Origin of the sequence: Vibrio sp. VP6, assembly GCF_028823755.1 — a bacterium.
Taxonomy (GTDB): Bacteria; Pseudomonadota; Gammaproteobacteria; order Enterobacterales; family Vibrionaceae; genus Vibrio; species Vibrio parahaemolyticus.
This window is the reverse complement of record NZ_JAPEID010000036.1, coordinates 1-16,963: the sequence shown is the minus strand read 5'-3', so window position 1 is coordinate 16,963 and position 16,963 is coordinate 1. Positions and strand designations below refer to the sequence as shown.

8 protein-coding genes and 1 pseudogene are annotated in these 16,963 nt (G+C 43.8%); 2 read left to right on the top strand and 7 right to left on the bottom strand.

All coding sequences use genetic code 11. The features are described from left to right. Positions 1-30: 30 nt before the first annotated feature. From OU793_RS19040 to OU793_RS19030, 3 genes are all read right to left on the bottom strand, one after another. Positions 31-516, bottom strand: coding sequence for a hypothetical protein (locus tag OU793_RS19040; RefSeq protein ID WP_020903831.1), 486 nt, complete (start codon positions 514-516; stop codon positions 31-33). Next, positions 516-2,594: a type VI secretion system tip protein VgrG gene (tssI, locus tag OU793_RS19035; RefSeq protein WP_140104054.1), complete on the bottom strand. Its 2,079-nt coding sequence runs from the start codon at positions 2,592-2,594 to the stop codon at positions 516-518. The genes OU793_RS19040 and tssI overlap by 1 nt, the downstream gene beginning before the upstream one ends. Positions 2,595-2,666: 72 nt before the next feature. Next, positions 2,667-3,185 (bottom strand): Hcp family type VI secretion system effector, encoded by a 519-nt coding sequence (locus tag OU793_RS19030; RefSeq protein WP_005480650.1) that lies wholly within the window; start codon positions 3,183-3,185, stop codon positions 2,667-2,669. A gap of 454 nt (positions 3,186-3,639) precedes the next feature. Here OU793_RS19030 and tssH point away from each other — a divergent pair, with 454 nt between their 5' ends. Continuing rightward, positions 3,640-6,312 (top strand): type VI secretion system ATPase TssH, encoded by a 2,673-nt coding sequence (tssH, locus tag OU793_RS19025; protein WP_021454247.1) that lies wholly within the window; start codon positions 3,640-3,642, stop codon positions 6,310-6,312. After that, positions 6,299-7,930 (top strand): sigma-54-dependent Fis family transcriptional regulator, encoded by a 1,632-nt coding sequence (locus OU793_RS19020; protein ID WP_042772516.1) that lies wholly within the window; start codon positions 6,299-6,301, stop codon positions 7,928-7,930. Before tssH ends, OU793_RS19020 begins: the two co-directional genes overlap by 14 nt. Before the next feature lie 70 nt (positions 7,931-8,000). On the opposite strand, the gene OU793_RS19015 is transcribed toward OU793_RS19020, so the two are convergent. From OU793_RS19015 to OU793_RS19000, 4 genes and pseudogenes are all read right to left on the bottom strand, one after another. Further along, complete coding sequence (locus OU793_RS19015) at positions 8,001-12,776, bottom strand: OmpA family protein (RefSeq protein WP_140103953.1); 4,776 nt, start codon at positions 12,774-12,776, stop codon at positions 8,001-8,003. After that, the gene (locus OU793_RS19010) at positions 12,776-13,876 is read right to left on the bottom strand and encodes a hypothetical protein (protein ID WP_023624937.1); all 1,101 of its coding nucleotides are present in this window, start codon (positions 13,874-13,876) and stop codon (positions 12,776-12,778) included. The genes OU793_RS19015 and OU793_RS19010 overlap by 1 nt, the downstream gene beginning before the upstream one ends. A gap of 3 nt (positions 13,877-13,879) precedes the next feature. Next, entirely contained in the window at positions 13,880-15,574 is a 1,695-nt protein-coding gene (locus OU793_RS19005; protein WP_140103951.1) for a hypothetical protein, read from the bottom strand. 755 nt (positions 15,575-16,329) lie between these two features. Further along, a pseudogene (locus tag OU793_RS19000) lies at positions 16,330-16,963 on the bottom strand (hypothetical protein); the annotation flags it as partial.

The window sequence follows — 16,963 nt, the reverse complement described above, 5'->3', positions numbered from 1 at the left end:
CACGATGTAATTAGTTAACACTGATAGTCATCAGTTAATTGCGATCGTTCCGCCTTGAATTTTTTGTGCTTTTTCTGCTTGAGAAGTAACGTACTTCGCTTTAGTTGTAATACGGCCATCACGCCCGCTGTAGCGAGTTTCTGTCTCACCACTTTTGACGATCAGTTCTTGCTCCGTCTCAATGACCATCTTCTTCGCCCGCAATACAAACTCATCAGAGTCATCCAGAATGGAGAAAAAAATGTCCGTCACAAGGGGCAAGCTTAAGTCGTCGTTCAAAAATTCGATTCGACAATTTAATCGATTGTCGATAGCCATTTGCAATTCAGAGCGGCGAAAGCCACGCCCTAACCTTGCGGTAAGTGGTTGGTTAAATGGGTTGCCATCAAAATCAACGCGAACACTGCCCGTTGACTCGTTAATGGCGACTATGGTTCCAAAACGCGAAAAGCAAGCCGATGTTTCGGCTTGCTGTTTCGTGATGGTTTCTTTAATAAGAGTTTGTTTTTCCATCATTAGTTAATCGCTACGTTACCACCTTTCACGACGACTTTATCGCTGCCTTCAATGGTGATTGAAGACCCTGAGAGCTTGATTGAACCATCACTGTTCATCACTAAAGAAGAACCGCCTGTTTTCAGTACAATCTTGTCTCCACTGATGATCTGCGTCGCGCCATCGGCTTTGTAAGATGTATTGCCTTTTACCGATACGGTTAAGTTGCCACCCACTGTTTGGTTATCATCGGCACCAATGTCCGAGCTTTTTGATGCACCAACAGTTAAGTTACTGTTTTCACCCACATCCAAGTCATCGTTCTTGCCGATCTTGGTTGTGCGGTTATCACCAATTTCCAAATCAGAATTGTTCTTCACATATTGGGTTTCGTTGGCGTTGTATGTAACGGTAACGTCTTGCTCTACTGTCTCGGTAAAAGTGCTGTTTACTTGGGTTGTTTTGTGGCCATCAATGGTTTCTTTATGATCACCATGGACTTCGTTCGTCTGATGACGCGCAACCTTTAAGAACTCATCCTGACCGATATCTCGGTAACGATTGTTGAGAACTTTGGTCGACATGTCTTTTTGAGCATGAATGTAGACTTCTTCTTGGTTCGCTTCGTCTTCAAAACTCAGTTCGTTGTAGCCGGTGCCTTTGTGCGTTTGCGTACGGAACGTAGTACGAGTTTTGTTCTCAGGCAACGAGTACGGAGGGAAGTGAAGACCATTATAAACTGCGCCAGTCACCAATGGGCGATCTGGGTCGCCTTCAAGGAAGGTCACTACGACTTCATGGCCAATACGTGGCAAGTAAACCGCGCCCCACGTTGGAGCAGCCATTGATTGACTCACACGAATCCAGCAACTTGCATGTTCATCGTTGTTACCATAGCGATCCCAATGGAACTGAACCTTAATTCGTCCTAGTTTATCGGTGTAAATCTCCTCCCCTGCAGGACCAACTACAACCGCAGTTTGCGGACCATCCACTACTGGAGCCGCCAACTTGGGCGCTTTGAATACAACATCACGTGGAATACACGTGAACTGGTTGTAGTAAGTAGTTGGCATGCCACTCGCTTCGTCTTCGTGCACTTGTGGGTCTTGCCCTGTGTGCATGACGGATAACATGATGTAATCACGGTTGATTTCAGAGCGAGGATGGTCACTGATGTTAAAGCTGTAACCAGACGCCAAACGCATCACATCACTGCTCGCTTCTACTTGCTGATTATCGACAATGTGCTCAGACATGCACTCAGTGGTTCTCACCTGCCCCATTACAGGGTCAACATAACGTCCAGGATAATCAAACTGCTTTAAATCTTGGTCCAGATCACCTGCGTGGGTCATCTCTTGCGGGATCTTTGGCTGCTCGTAATTGTAGTCAGTGTAAGTAACCTGACCCGTTCTGACACGGTTAACTAACTCGAGATCGGAGATATGCTCACGGTCAGCAACACCCCCACTATCGGCATGATATACGATCGGCCCAATATAAGATGCATTGAGAGGAGAGCTAACCAGTGGAGCAATGGCATCGTTACTATCGACAATGACCATTGTGTGGTTTGAATCGGTGTGGTCGAAATAGTACCACATACCGTGTTCTGCCATCATACGCTGAACAAAGTGTAGGTCTGACTCACGGTATTGCAGTGCGTACTCCTTTGGTGGATAAATACCAGACAATTCAAAACGATAGTCGGTCACTGAACCATCATCAAGCACCTCTGTAATTATATCTTTCGCTGATTTTTGTTGGAAAATACGACAGTCTTGGCGTTGTGATAAGAACCAAGCCTGCGGAACCAAAACTAACTGATAGCGAGAGAAGCGACGGCCTGTACCCAAATAACGAACTTCGTTCACCACACCATTGAATATGCGTGCCGCGCTTAAGCCTTGTCCATAAAGAGTCAGTGTACCTGCTTTTCGTATTAACGAATCAAAAGAGATATCTGGATCAAGTGAAAGTAATGAGAGACTGATGTGAAAAGGTTTCGAAAGCTCTTCATTTACTTGAAAGCTTTCTACTCGAAACTCGTGCCCACACCCTGGCACTTCAAATTTAAATTCTACGTCATTCACCATATCTTTTACCTGATACAAATAATCGAATTAGGGCCAACAATTGTTGGCCCTGAATCTTTACGCAAAAAGCAATTATGCTTCGCGTGGAGCACGCCAGTCGTCGTTACCAGCTGTACCACAGTTTTCGTGAGTTACTTCGATTGCACGGTAAGTAAACTTAAGAACTTCTTCTGTAACGCGATCAGCTGTTGCTGCATCTTGACAGTGGTTCATACGAGTTTGGATATCTACCAATAGCGCATCAATCAGCTTGATTGAGTAGTAGTGCTCTTGCTTGCCTTGAACTGAAGTACGGTAGAAACGAATCAAACACTCAGGAAGTTTTTCACCAGACACTAATGCGTTAAATAGTAGTGGAGAAGAACGGTCTTGAACTTTAGTCACAACAAGTGGACGGTGTACACGTTGACCAGTAGGTTGACCACTTTGTGGATCACGTGGAACAGTTAGCACGTGATCAAGTTCTTGTACTAGGAACTCATCAACGTGAGCTTCTTGCCATGTGTTACCTACTGAATCTGCAGAGTATGTATCTTTAGTAATGTGACCTTGAGTTTCACCGTTGATAGACATATATGCTGGAGTTGGCATCGCTATTTCCTTTTCTAAAATCTGTTTTGTTTAAATCACCAAATCGCTTATCACCGCGACTACTTGGTATAATCAAACTCCGTGCCAACTTTTAAAGTAGAGCAAAAACAATGATTTACAATAAAACTCCATTATGAATTAATTTGTTTCTTACAATTTATTGGATAAAAAACCAATAAATTGTAATCAGATAATAATAAATTGATTCAATTTTAAAAAGTTAAAATGACCATATATAAAGAACAAAATAAAGTTAATAACACTGGCATTTTAGTCGTATTAACCAATAATTAATTCACAATAGCAATGCATAATTACTTGTAATAAATATTCCCACTAACATAGCCATTCAAATCACCAGAAAACGATAGTTAAAATATCTTGATAAAAAAATGGCGTAACCACTTTTAGTATAATAGCTCTCACCTCTTTTCCTCTAAAGAATAAAATGGCTATGATAAATATAAACCTTTCTTCATTAATTCAGCGTCTACACCCGATAGCTAAAGTAGCATTAGAAGATGCCGCAGCACTCGCAGTCTCGGAAAAAGCAAACGAAGTTCAAATTGAGCATTATTTACTGAGTCTATTAGAAAGGCCAAATAGTGATTTTGACGTCTTATTAAGTCATTTTGATTGTTCTGAGAACTTATTGAGACAATCGGTTCGATCCACACTCGACACCAACGCCAAAGGAAATGGCAGCAAACCTGTTTTTTCTGCTTTATTAATCGAATGGTTACAAGAAAGCTGGCTGGTTTCTTCTTTAGATCTATCCGAAACACAAATCCGCTCTGGCGCCCTACTCCTTACTCTTGTTAGCAACCCTCTGCGTTATGGCCAACATGGTTACGCCTCTATTCTTGAAGCAGTAAACCCTGATAGCCTTAAACGTAACTTTGCAGAACTAACAAGCCACTCTATTGAGGCGCAAGTAGCGACTTCTGAGAAAACACAAGCTCGTGAAGATGGTTCTGCACTGAGCAAGTTCACGACAGACTTCACTGGTAAAGCACGCAAAGGCGAAATCGATCCTGTTTTCTGCCGCGACCAAGAAATCCGCCAAATTGTAGACATTCTTGCTCGTCGCCGTAAAAACAACCCTATTGCTGTTGGTGAACCGGGCGTTGGTAAAACCGCAGTAGTAGAAGGCTTGGCACTTAAGATTGTACAAGGTGACGTACCAGACAACCTTAAAGGTGTTGAGCTTTACGGCCTGGACATGGGTCTTCTGCAAGCAGGCGCAAGCGTAAAAGGCGAATTCGAAAAACGCCTAAACGCGGTATTGGATGAAGTGAAAAACTCGCCAACACCGATCATCTTATTCATCGATGAAGCACACACCCTTGTTGGCGGCGGCAACCAAGCGGGCGGTAGCGATGCTGCTAACTTATTAAAACCTGCCCTAGCACGTGGTGAAGTAAAGACAATCGCAGCAACAACATGGTCGGAATACAAAAAGTACTTTGAGAAAGATCCTGCTCTTGCGCGTCGTTTCCAATTGGTGAAACTCGACGAACCATCTCCTGAGCAAGCAGCATTGATCATTCGTGGTCTGCGCCCTGCATACGAGAAGTCTCACAACGTTTACGTGCGTGATGACGCCATCACTGCTGCGGCAGCACTTTCTGCGCGTTACATCTCTGGTCGTCAACTACCAGACAAAGCGATCGATGTACTAGATACGGCGTGTGCACGAGTGAACATCAGCCTTAATGCCATTCCTGCTTCTGTAGAGACTCTGCAGCAAGAACTTGCAGCTCAACAGCGCGAGCTTGAAGCACTTGAGCGTGATGCTCTGCAGCAAACTGGCGACAAGCACAGCCTTGCTAATATTCCAGACCTAAAACTAGCAATGGAAACAACGAAAGAAGAGCTAGCAGAACAAGAAGCACAATGGCACAAAGAAAAAGAGCAGATCCAAGAGATGATTGCTCTACGCTCTCGCTTACATGAACTGGTCTTTGGCAAAGTAAATGAAGAAGAGCTTGTTGTAGACGAAGATTCAGAACAAGACGTTTCTCCATATACAGAAATGGATGAAGAAGCGGTCCGCATTGCGATTTCAGCATGCCAAGAACAGTTAGACGCAATCCGCAATGGCAACCCATTAGTTCACTTTGAAGTTGGGCCAGATGAAGTCAGCCACGTTATCTCAGACTGGACTGGCATTCCAATGGGTAAGATGCTTCAAGACGAAGCAGAAACCACGCTAAAACTGAAAGAAAGCCTAACACAAAGCATCAAAGGCCAAGAATACGCTATCGATGCACTGTCTGAAGGCATTCAAACCGCAAAAGCTGGCTTGGGTAATCCAGACGCACCGACAGGCGTATTCCTGCTAGTTGGTCCTAGTGGCGTGGGTAAAACCGAAACTGCTCGTGCGATCGCTGATCAAATGTTTGGTGGTGAGCGCTTTATGACGACCATTAACATGTCTGAGTTCCAAGAGAAGCACACGGTATCTCGCCTAATCGGTTCGCCTCCGGGTTACGTAGGTTACGGTGAAGGCGGCATGCTGACAGAGGCGGTACGTCAGCGTCCATATTCTGTTGTACTTCTCGATGAAGTAGAAAAAGCCGATCCAGAAGTGTTGAACCTGTTCTACCAAGTGTTCGACAAAGGTACGCTGAACGACGGTGAAGGTCGTACTATTGACTTCAAGAACACGCTGATCATCATGACCAGCAACCTTGCGACGCACGAGATTGAATCTTTGGTTCATCAATCCAAAGACATCGATGCAAACATCATCGCAGAAGCTATCCGCCCTACTTTGAACCAACACTTCAAACCAGCGCTGTTGGCGCGTATGTCTGTGCTTCCGTTTGTTCCGCTATCTGATGAAGCAATGACAGAAATCATTCACCATAAGCTGAACAAAGTTTCTCAGCGTCTACAGAGCCATCACAAGTTGTCTCTGAGCTACGAAGAAAGTTTGGTTGAGTTCGTACTAGGTAACTGTCGCCTTGCTGAAACGGGCGCGCGTAACATCGACGCGGTCATCAACCGTCAGTTACTGCCTCAGCTATCGACACAGCTATTGGTGCATGATAAGGATGATTCACACACGCAAATCACAGTTTCTGTCGATGAGCAAGGAACACTGACCTATGCGTTCAGCTAACCATAGCGAACTTAGCAACGCCCTACTTGCGATCAGCCAATCTTTGGCTGATCGCAGCCAGCTTACCCAAACATTGGATGCCGTGTTGACCGCTGCGAGACAAATGACCTTAGCAAATCACGGCATCATTTATGTTTTGGACCAGACAGGACAGGCGTTGATTCCAAGTACCGCTCACCATAACGATAAAACCGTCGTTTCCCACCCTTGGGAAGCATTGCAGCTAGACTCAGCCAGTGAAAACGACCCATTTAACTTTGCGATTCGTAATGGTGAAGTGGTGTTGATTAACGAGTTATACAAATACAACGGCTACGACTGCGAAAGCATTTATCAAACAGAGCAGACATTGGGACTAAAAAGCGAGAACTTACTGGCTTGGCCTTTGATTGATAGCGAAAGCAAAACCATTGGGCTGTTAGTCTTACTCGATTTGAATGTCATTGACAACGAGGCAGCCTTGACTGAGTTTTGTCGAATGGCAGCAAGTAACATTCGTCAAGCCGTTTGGTTAGAGCAATATGGGCAAGTGATTAAAAATCTCAATGCCGACAATCAAGCCCTAGTGCGCGAGAACACTCAGCTTAAAAAGCGAACCAAGAAAACCTACCAAGGTCCGATTGCAGAGAGCGAAGAAATGGTCAATGTCTTGAATCGTCTTGATAAAGTGCTGTCTCTTCCTGTCGACGTTCTGTTACGTGGTGAGACTGGTGCCGGTAAAGAGGTGATCGCGAAATACATTCACGAAAACTCTAACCGAGCAGACCAGCCTTTGATCGTTCAAAACTGTGCGGCTATTCCAGAGCAGTTATTGGAGTCTGAGCTTTTTGGGCATAAGAAAGGTTCATTTACGGGCGCAGACAAAGACAAAGTTGGCCTGTTTGAAGCAGCCAACGGCGGCACACTATTTTTGGATGAGATTGGTGATATGCCAATGCTACTTCAAGCTAAGCTACTTCGAGTACTGCAAGAGCGTAAGGTTCGCCCCATAGGTGCCAGTAAAGAGATTGAGGTAGACGTTCGAGTTATCGCAGCCACCCACTGCAATCTTATGAAGCAGATCAAAGACGGCGGGTTCCGTGCTGACTTGTTCTATCGCTTGAATGTATTCCCGATTACGCTGCCTCCCTTGAGAGAACGTGAGTCAGACATTATTCCTCTCGCAGAACATTTCGTGCAGCACACAACCAACACGCTAGGTTTGCCGCAAGCGCCAGGGTTAAGTGCCAACGTACGTAAACAGCTCCTTGCCTACCAATACCCAGGGAACGTGCGTGAGCTTAAGAACATCATTGAGCGCTCGGTGCTACTGTCCGATTTTGAAACCATTACTCACATCGAGTTTGGCGAACAAATCCCAGAAGATGTACCAACTGTCGAAGTGAAAGCAGCCTCACCTACTCCAGAACAACCTGCTTACGAGCAGCCAGCACAAGCGGATTTAGAAGACGCTTCAAAGAGCCTTAAGGATGTTGTCAGCCAATACGAGCGCACAGTGATCATCGATTGCTTAAATGCGTGTAATTGGCACACCAAGAAGGCCGCTGAGCAATTGGCGCTGCCAATGAGCACTCTCAACCATAAGATGAAGAAATACGACATTTCTGCTGCGGGTTAAACGAGAAGCGAGAAAACCTTACTTCAGTTTTCATTGGTAAGAAAAGAAAAACCGCCCGAAGGCGGTTTTTTTATATTGATTTTTGCTGCGGAGCACTAACATTCATCGGTTCTTTCACAATCCAATCCTCGATCCACGCCTTTCGTTTCACTGAGTTGTTCGCTAACTCTTTTTGCCAATAGAGAAAAGCCGAATCATTCATTCGAGAAGCATCTCCCTCAATTTCCATCCAAGGTACACCTTCCAGACTGTATTTTTGACCGCCAGGCAAAGACAATTTCTGAGACTGCTTTATAGGATACTCCCCTACACCAGGTGCAAGCCCCGTTTGCGATAGTGAGGATACCGATATATGCACCGGTAAGAACTCTGCTTTTTTCTTGTCTACGATAGGACCAAATGGCCTCAAAGTAGGCACTCGTCGTCCAGTAGGAGAGGTGTATCTAAGCTCAAACTTAACAATATGTAGCGTTCTACGGTCATTAAATGGGTCTAGGTATCGATTAGGAGCGTCTTTTACTTTCGTCTGAAACTCTTCCACAAAAGATGCTAATTCCGATGTAACCTCAGTATCCGCCTCAGTAAAACTCACCTCTTTAATTTCTACTTTTGCATAAGGAGAAGGGACTTCTTTCTTATAAGTGTACTCGCCTACTTCCAGCAGTGAACCAAAGAAACTCGGCCCTTCAGTCGTGTCTTTTGAAAACATCGACTCTTGTTCTTCAATCGACAAAGATAAGCGCATTGGCACCTGATAGCTCTCTCCCATCATACGCCTATATGTCTCTTTTTCGCCTCCTTCGGAAAGTAAAGCGACATAAATAGTAACTGGTTTATCATTAGACCAATCAAGTACAGAGGATTTTGGAGCTTTCTCATCGAACCACTCAAAACCACTCCCTTTCGAAACAGCACTAAAGCTCGAAACATCACCTTTTAGATACGGTGCAATACCTTCAGATTTTTTAGCAGAAGCACTTTTAACAAACTCTTCGATGAGTAAATCATATTCGTTAATCACTACTTGCCTATTCGCCAGACCGTCGTATAGAACAAGCGGTAAGCCATCAACCTCGACTTCTCCATCGTCATTCAGATAACACTGCTTGCCATAGGTATTATTGTCATCGACACCATAGTTAAACATGGTCAACCGCTCGTCAGTTTCTGCTAGCGATAACGTACTCCCATCAGCAGTGAAATAGTATTGCATTGAGCGAGCTTCTCCACTTTGTTTCCACTTATCAAAGTCTTGAATCTCGTAATTTGAATATAAAGGTTTAAGACCTGGGATTTCATACTCGCCGAACCAATATGTTGGCTCAAATTCAACACATGTCAGATGCTCTTCAACTGCGTGTTGGTCAAAGTAACTTTTTAGCTTATCGTTGCTTCCGCACAAAGTTAAGTCATCCGCTTTTCTTGGTGCCATCAGCACTTCAAAGCTTGGCCCTTTAAAGTCCCAAAGCGACCGTTCACAACAATATTGCAGCGTTGTCTTAAATATCTTTTTCTTAGATTTAGAGGCATTACTTGATAATACAATCTGAACCTTAACACGTGTAAAAGGTGTAATTCGATTGGTTTTGTTTGGGGAAATCCACTCGTCAAATGGCTTCCAAGAAACCCCATCTCCTTTGCTATCAACTAGCAAACGGCTGAAGCCGATATCGCTCGATTTAACCGACTCAACATTGTTATCGAACATTTTTGCGAAATCGGAAAAGCCATTGTCCGCATCCCCCTGATATAAGCGGGCTTGTACTGGGAAACCTTTATTAAACGCCCCTTGGATGCGAGCTCTCTTCAACAAAGGTGACAATTGTTGCGAATGTTCATTTTTCCAAGATTGCGCAAAAGCACGGGCAGCACTTGCACCTGACTTATCATCCCTAACTCGTTGTATCCAATTCTGAGCCATGGTGTTGTAGCTACTTAACGGAGCCTCCCAGTTATCATTGATAACGTAAACATCGATGTAATCCTTAACGCGATATTCCTCAAGCAACCCTTGCAACTTAGAAACATTAGGGTTCCAAAGAGAAATTCGAGCAAGCAGTTCCACGAGTCCATTAAGCGCAAGAGCACGTAGTAAAAATCGTTTCTGCAGTTCTTGCACCGTTTCTTTATTCTTCAGGTGAGATTCAACTTCATCACGTGTCTTTATCTCACTACGCTCAATCGTTACTTTTAAATCTCTGTACTGTTGAAGAACTCGGATATGGATTTTACCTAACTGGTTTAGCTGGTCGATATTCTGATAACGTCCTTTAAAGTCAGAATAGGCCTTTTCAGTAATGAGCTCGTCCAACACGGATAACGCACAGTCTGCTAGCTCTGCTCCGGACTTTAGATACAAAATACCCGCAGCAAGCGGAGCTAGCGGAGTAAACATCGCAAACCCGCTAAGAGTGGTTAACACCGCCACGACTTGCTCCTTCTGCGTATCATCTAAGCCAACATCCAATGCTTGCTTCAACTGGCGTGCTTTCTCTAATTCCACCATTCCGCTGCGGCTCGGTGGTAAAACAACTTGATAGTTAGGAATAATCAAGCGCACTTCAACTCGTCGATCTAGGGCTGCAGGGGCATTGTCTCCGGTCTGTGACATATCGCTCTTGGTACTATCAGCCGTTAGCGGTTGAGTATTTCCAAAAGACGCCGTGTAAACCCTTTCTTCCAAGCTAGAGTCAATGGAGATAATCGCGTTGGTAACAGTCTCTGCGCGTTTAGCTGCAACGAGATCGTTCGCATCAGAAGAGCCAATCCTACCCGCATGCCCTTCTATCAAAAGTTTATAGCTCGGGTTATCCAGCATCAATTGCGACAAATTCTGACACACTTGTTTAATGTCTGTTCTCAGCTTGCCGTGCTCATTACCATGTTGCCACTCGTTGAACTTAAAATTGATATGAATCGCTAACCCTTGGCTGTCCTCAACTATGTGAGCTATCGACTCACCATTACTACCATTGATGACGTTTTTAGCGTCGTCTAACGCTTGTGCCCATTCTTGATACGCTTTAATAACTGAAATAGATTGAAGGTAGCTTTGAGATACCGCATCAAAGTCTTCTTTGGCTTCAAGAGATTTCTTCTCAAGCTCGTTTTCTTTTTGCACCAAATCGTACAAGTCAACTAAGCTAGAGCCAGATACAAGAATTGGAAATGCTCGGTTCATCTTGTCCATAACGGAGCCATTAAACCATGACCTCGCAAGTCGTGTTGAGTTCTCACTGAATGTACCCGTGATCAAGCTAGCTTTTATCACATCGAGTTCGCGCTTAATAAACGAGATGTTCATACCACTCTTGCGAAACGCCAAGGCCGCCACCTGATTAAAGTCGAGCCCCTTATTGGCAAATTTTATCGCTTTGGCCAATTCTTTACGGCTTTCCTTAAACGCTGAAAAGCCAAAAGCAAGTGCAACACTGCTGGTCATCAAATCAGGCAGCTTTTTTTGCTCAATGTCCGACCAGATGCCTTTAGCTACACTAAACATTGTATCTTTCAGGCCTTCTGAAAATGGATTTCCTCCCATTAGGAAACCTTCAGGCAGACTTTCCGCGTTCTTTTTGATTGCAGATACTAAACCGAGAGTATTAATACCCGTACCGCTTAGAGGAACCGATTTTCCGGTTTTTGTCATTAACTCGCTGTAATTAGAGGGTAATGCTTGGGGATACTGGTAAAACAAACACTCTTCAAGAGAGATCATATCACCGCACACAATGGCGAGTTTTCCGTAACCACTGATTGATTTAAACGTTACCTTTTCGTTCAATTCGTAGGTATAACAATCCTGATCTGCTACGCCAGTGACTGCTGACGATTTATTCCGTTCAAATCGGAGTCGCCCAGACTGAATAACTTCAGGAACTTTATTTTGAAGACGTTCATTCGCTTTTAAATAATCTTTAACAAAGAATTGGACCCTCAGCCCGTAGAAGCCATCACCCAGCACGATATGATTATCTTCTGTGCTTGACCCCGAACTCGAAGGTTCGATGACCGACGGTAAATTAAATACTACTGATGGCAAAGTGTTTTTATAAGCTTGTGACTCTCGATTTTCATCGTTATAAGAAGGCTGACTCACGACGCCTCTTTCCAATACGACCTCTGACGTTTCTTGCTGATTGCCAAGTGTGCTGCAATATTTTATCAATGACACTTCCGCACCTATGTAAATATCACTGCTAAACACGATGCTAATGGTATTCACACTAGGTACGACAAACCCTTCAATAAACTCAACGTCAGATAACTGGATATCTGCATACCATTGGTTGTAGTTTTCTTCTTCTTGCGAAAGGGACTCGCCAAACTCCTGAGTAAAAGGTTTTGCAAGTTGTTTCACTGAAATTTTCGACGGTTTAAAAAGCCTCGGCTTATTTAACGCAGGATTCATTTTCGTATAGAGAGACTTTACGCTTTCCTTAATTTCAGTGATAGATGATGAACTTTGCGCTAATTGGCCAATTAAATTGGTGGGTGGAAACAACATCTCATAGCTTTGATTAATATCAATCGTTGTAATTGGGCTATTGTGGCGAAGTAGCACTTGTGATTCGCCCTCTATGGCTTCACTTAAGTACGATAGATTACATAGCCTGCCATATTGGTCACTTCCCCAAAACCTAGGCAAAGTTATAGAGTCTTGGGCGAGAGCATCTATTAGTATTGGGGTAAAAGGGAGAGGTCGAACATTCTTTACTTGTTCTACGCTGGTTAAGTCTGGCACTGTATTCCAATTACTGAATTCGCGCCCTGTATCTGTATCTTCACCTTGAAAGTGCACTCCAAGCAAATACATTGGTTTATCGTAAGTACACAAGTCAACCATCACTGACTCTCCTTAAACCAAAGACCATCATTTGCCAAGCCATTGTATAAACTCATATTTGAATTAATGCCTATTTCACCAGTACCTAGAGCATACCATTGCCAGCGTCGAAGTGTTTCACGATCGACAACTGTCATACGGGATACACGGTCGTGCGCACTGAATCGAGCACCTTTTCCCAATATTCCTGAACCCACATATTCGGTTTTTTCGTATTTTTGTACAGTTTCATTTTCAATATCGAAAAAGAATCGATTTTGATCATTTTGGCCCCAAGCATATCGACCCGTTGGGCTCATACCCCGAAATCTCAACCACTCTCTTTGCTGAACCTTACCTGTTGGCTTAATACTTATATATTTCAGAGCATTATCCGTTAAATTTCGCTTAAACACCCCTGTGTAACTTAGATTCGTTATTGTCTTATCTTTCAGGACAGCGTAAGGACCAATCCCAAAATCCACAGCTTCAATTTCGCCAGTTTCAGAATCCCAACGAGCGTTATCAAAGTCGCCCATGGTATGAAAATACAAATAGCGGCTATCCTCTGACCAAGCCATGCCAGGAGAGCCTAATCCCATCAAGCGTGTTTTTACACCCGTTTTTAGGTCATAAACATACTTGCTTGTGGCTTTATCTATCCAAGCGACATAGCGTAAGTTGGGAGAGCGTCGAATAAGCACAATGCCATCAACCTTAGTATCTGGCACCACTAAACGTAAATCTGTGCCATTTGTTTTCATGCTCCAGATTTGCAAGTTGTAACGATCACCATCACTCGCCCACGCAAACTGAAAGCGCGGCAGGTCATAAGAGCTAGCATCGTTAATGTCTTCCTTGGGCCATTCATCTGAATTAAAGACATAGTATTTAGGAAACTGACCCGGCATAGGTTTTATTTTGTCATCGGCTACCCAATTCTCATTGGTCACTGCCGATTCCATTACGTAGTAGTTATGCTCGCCAACATAGACCCGATCTGGGTGTTTTTCTTGCTCTGTTTGCGCAGAACTCGAAACAGGGGAAGCACTCTGTTGAGATTGGTCATTACAACCAATGATTGCTAAGCCTAATAACGTGATTAGTAGTGTTTTTTTCATTTTCTAGCCTAATAAATCCGTAACTTTTACTTTTTCGCGCAACTTAAATGTTTCGGGAGTTTCATTCCCTCGTGATGCATGAGCCCCCCTTAAAATATCGACTTCTTTAACCTTTTCAGGCCAGCCACTAAATCGTAAATTGAGATAGCCATCTTCATCGACTTTGGCACAACGAAAATATGCTTTTTGCGACCAATTATGCTCTTCGTTTTGTAACATAAAATAGTCATCGGGTTGATCGGTGGAGCCCAGAACACGATAGCGTAATATGATCTCGCTTCCAGGAGGCGGTATGTTTACTGCCGCAACATTACAATTGTTCTGCTCATTAACAACCGCCTTCACTTTTTGACTTTCAGATAGCGTTGGTAATTTAAAAACCGTTTGTAGAGTAAAACCTTTAGAGCTGCTGTAATCCGACATCTCGGATAGTGAAATTGCCATCGATTGATAGTTACTCTCTAACTCAGAGACAGCACCATCACTCAAGGCTTGAGACGAGTAATACAGATACACATCTTGGCATTCGCCTTTCACTTTGTATGGTAGCCAGATATGAGGCAGCGGATAGCCCAACACTTCACCACTCGGTGCACCAGAGGCCTTCATGGGGCTAGGGTGTGTTGAAATCATCAATTTCTCATGTTCAAAACCTGCAAACTTGATCTCGACCTCCTCAGCAACCAAGCTAAACACTCTTGCCTGCTCATTGATGTCTAATTCACCGCTAAATACTTCTACCCCATCTTGCAAAATTGAGAATGGTTCAAATGCAACGTTCTCACCGGGGAATAATGAAGAGCCATCTATATTGACATGTCTTGTCTCCGTTGTTTTTTTTCGGCTATTGCTCATGTCTACATCGGCAAAATATCCATCATTTGTTACCTGTAGTTCGCGCCAAACTTCCCCATTCCAAATAATGTAAACACGCCCTGATGTGTAGCCATCCCATGAAGAACCCGATTTGTATAGAGGAACTACAGGCACCAACACGTTATCCCACTCATCCATCTGAGTTTCTTTATCAACGGGTTGTAGGTTTTCGGCGAGTTTAAGCAAGATTGGCTGAGGTTGGTCAGTGCATGGGATTTTGATATAGAGCGTTTTGCCCTCAGCTTCGAGATCTTTAAACGTGGCAAGGCTGCGGTGTTTGTTCTCGGTATCGGCCTTGCCTACAGTCACTTTTTCTTTTTGAGCTTCGGTTTTTCCCAACATCAAACATGCCGCGTTGCTAGACCACTGCCCTGCAAACTCGACAACGATTTTTTGATCTGGACTTGGTTCAGAAGGGACATGCGCGTAACTGCGAACTAGAGCTACATCGTCAGTAACCTGCTTGTAACCCGCTTTAAAAACTTTGCTCTCACCAGTCGATGAGACCGATTCAAGCTGTGCTTTTAATCTTGGGAAACTTTGTAATTGGGTATCTGTTAACGGCGTTCTACGAGAGAAAGAAGACAACGCAACCCAGTTCCCATTTCCTAGCTCGTGTCGAATAGCCGTTAGCAACCCGGAGCTAGACTTCTTGGCAGAGATTGAGATCTTCTGAGCAAGCTCTTTAGGAAGGTTTCTGAGAATGTCTTCTGAATTTCGCACACGCGAAAGCTGCCCTATACACTCATCAGGTGTAAGGACGTAGGATAGCTCGTTGGAGGAAAGCTTCGAGCTAGGTATAAATTTGCAAACTAAATGCATTTGAATTCTCCACAACCAACATCGTAAATATGGTTGCGGTGACGTTTAAGCTGATAAGGCTTACAAGTACGATTTGGTGTGCTAATGCTACTAATTTAATTCATAACATTCAATCACATAGAAAACTTTCAGAAAACCGAAACGCCCGAAAAACAACAAAACCACAGGTTGTTTGGTTGTTTTAACTATCAATTCAAACTTATTACCCTTCAATCCAACTCAAAAGGTAGGCTTTAAGCAAAAACAGTTTTTTACTTTTGGGCAGAAGTTAACAAATTCAATTTAAGCACTGATAGCCGCAGGTTGAGGTTCTGGAGGGATACGCCTTCCTCAGTAGCAATAAATAGCCTATCGCGACTGAGGAAGTATGAATAAAAAGGTGAGTGCGTGTCACACCCACAAAGGTGTAACTAATATGAAGCGATGCTAGGCTAATTTCACTTCATCATAGATACACAACTCAGGTAGTAATCACTACCTAATGCAGAACTCTACACCTAGGGTATAGACATGCATGTAACTATATAATATTAATAGATATTATCAACATGGCATATTCACCACTGAAGATCATCAATTACCATCACAATCACAGTATTGCCTCGTAAAAACAAAAATGGTCTAGGCATTCTAGATGTTTCACCTTGTATTAAGGCGATAAAGTTATCTGATTCATTTATGGAAAAAGCATAATCATTTGAACTAGATCACTTAAATACAAGCAAAAAGAAAGCGAGCTTAATGCTCGCTTTCCTTTAGGCTGCTTTCTGGGAAGGTAACTCCGCGGAATATCTTTCCCAATAGCTTGGAACAACAAGAGCTGTAGTACTAGAGTAATTGAATGTTGTATTCACCTCATCAGCGGTCGCAAAGAGTGAATTGGCACCATTTGCATAAACGGTTATTACTCCGTCTTTCAAAGTAGACAAATCAAGATCAACGGTCCATGTACCATCAACTAACACTGTTGCACTGCCCAGAACCACCAAGCTATCGGTATCAACAGCTTTGAGTGCTATTGTCTCCCCCGCCTCAAAACGAGTAGTTGTGCCATTGATAGTTACTGTTGTATTACCCGATACATCACTGATGGTTCCGATCGTGATCGTTGGGGTAACTGGCATCGAATACGTGCTATCTTCTGCGCCTGTGTTGCCTGACAAGTCTTGGTAGTCTTTCACCACCAATCCAACGGTCAGCTCTGACGTTACTGGCACAACAACATCACCGGTCCAGACACTCGCGTCAGCCGTTTGGGTTAATGCCAGCGCCGAACCGCCCAACGCCGCGCTTACCGCTTGGAGTTCTTTGTCGAACTCCAGTCTGACCGTCACACTTTGTCCTTCCAACTGGTGCGTTGGATTGAAGGTCGCGCTGGTCAAGGTTGGC

Coding starts and splice junctions, on each gene's coding strand:
- OU793_RS19005 (WP_140103951.1), bottom strand. CDS start 15,574: ATGCATTTAGTTTGCAAATTTATACCTAGCTCGAAGCTTTCCTCCAAC.
- tssH (WP_021454247.1), top strand. CDS start 3,640: ATGATAAATATAAACCTTTCTTCATTAATTCAGCGTCTACACCCGATA.
- OU793_RS19020 (WP_042772516.1), top strand. CDS start 6,299: ATGCGTTCAGCTAACCATAGCGAACTTAGCAACGCCCTACTTGCGATC.
- OU793_RS19015 (WP_140103953.1), bottom strand. CDS start 12,776: ATGGTTGACTTGTGTACTTACGATAAACCAATGTATTTGCTTGGAGTG.
- OU793_RS19040 (WP_020903831.1), bottom strand. CDS start 516: ATGATGGAAAAACAAACTCTTATTAAAGAAACCATCACGAAACAGCAA.
- tssI (WP_140104054.1), bottom strand. CDS start 2,594: ATGGTGAATGACGTAGAATTTAAATTTGAAGTGCCAGGGTGTGGGCAC.
- OU793_RS19030 (WP_005480650.1), bottom strand. CDS start 3,185: ATGCCAACTCCAGCATATATGTCTATCAACGGTGAAACTCAAGGTCAC.
- OU793_RS19010 (WP_023624937.1), bottom strand. CDS start 13,876: ATGAAAAAAACACTACTAATCACGTTATTAGGCTTAGCAATCATTGGT.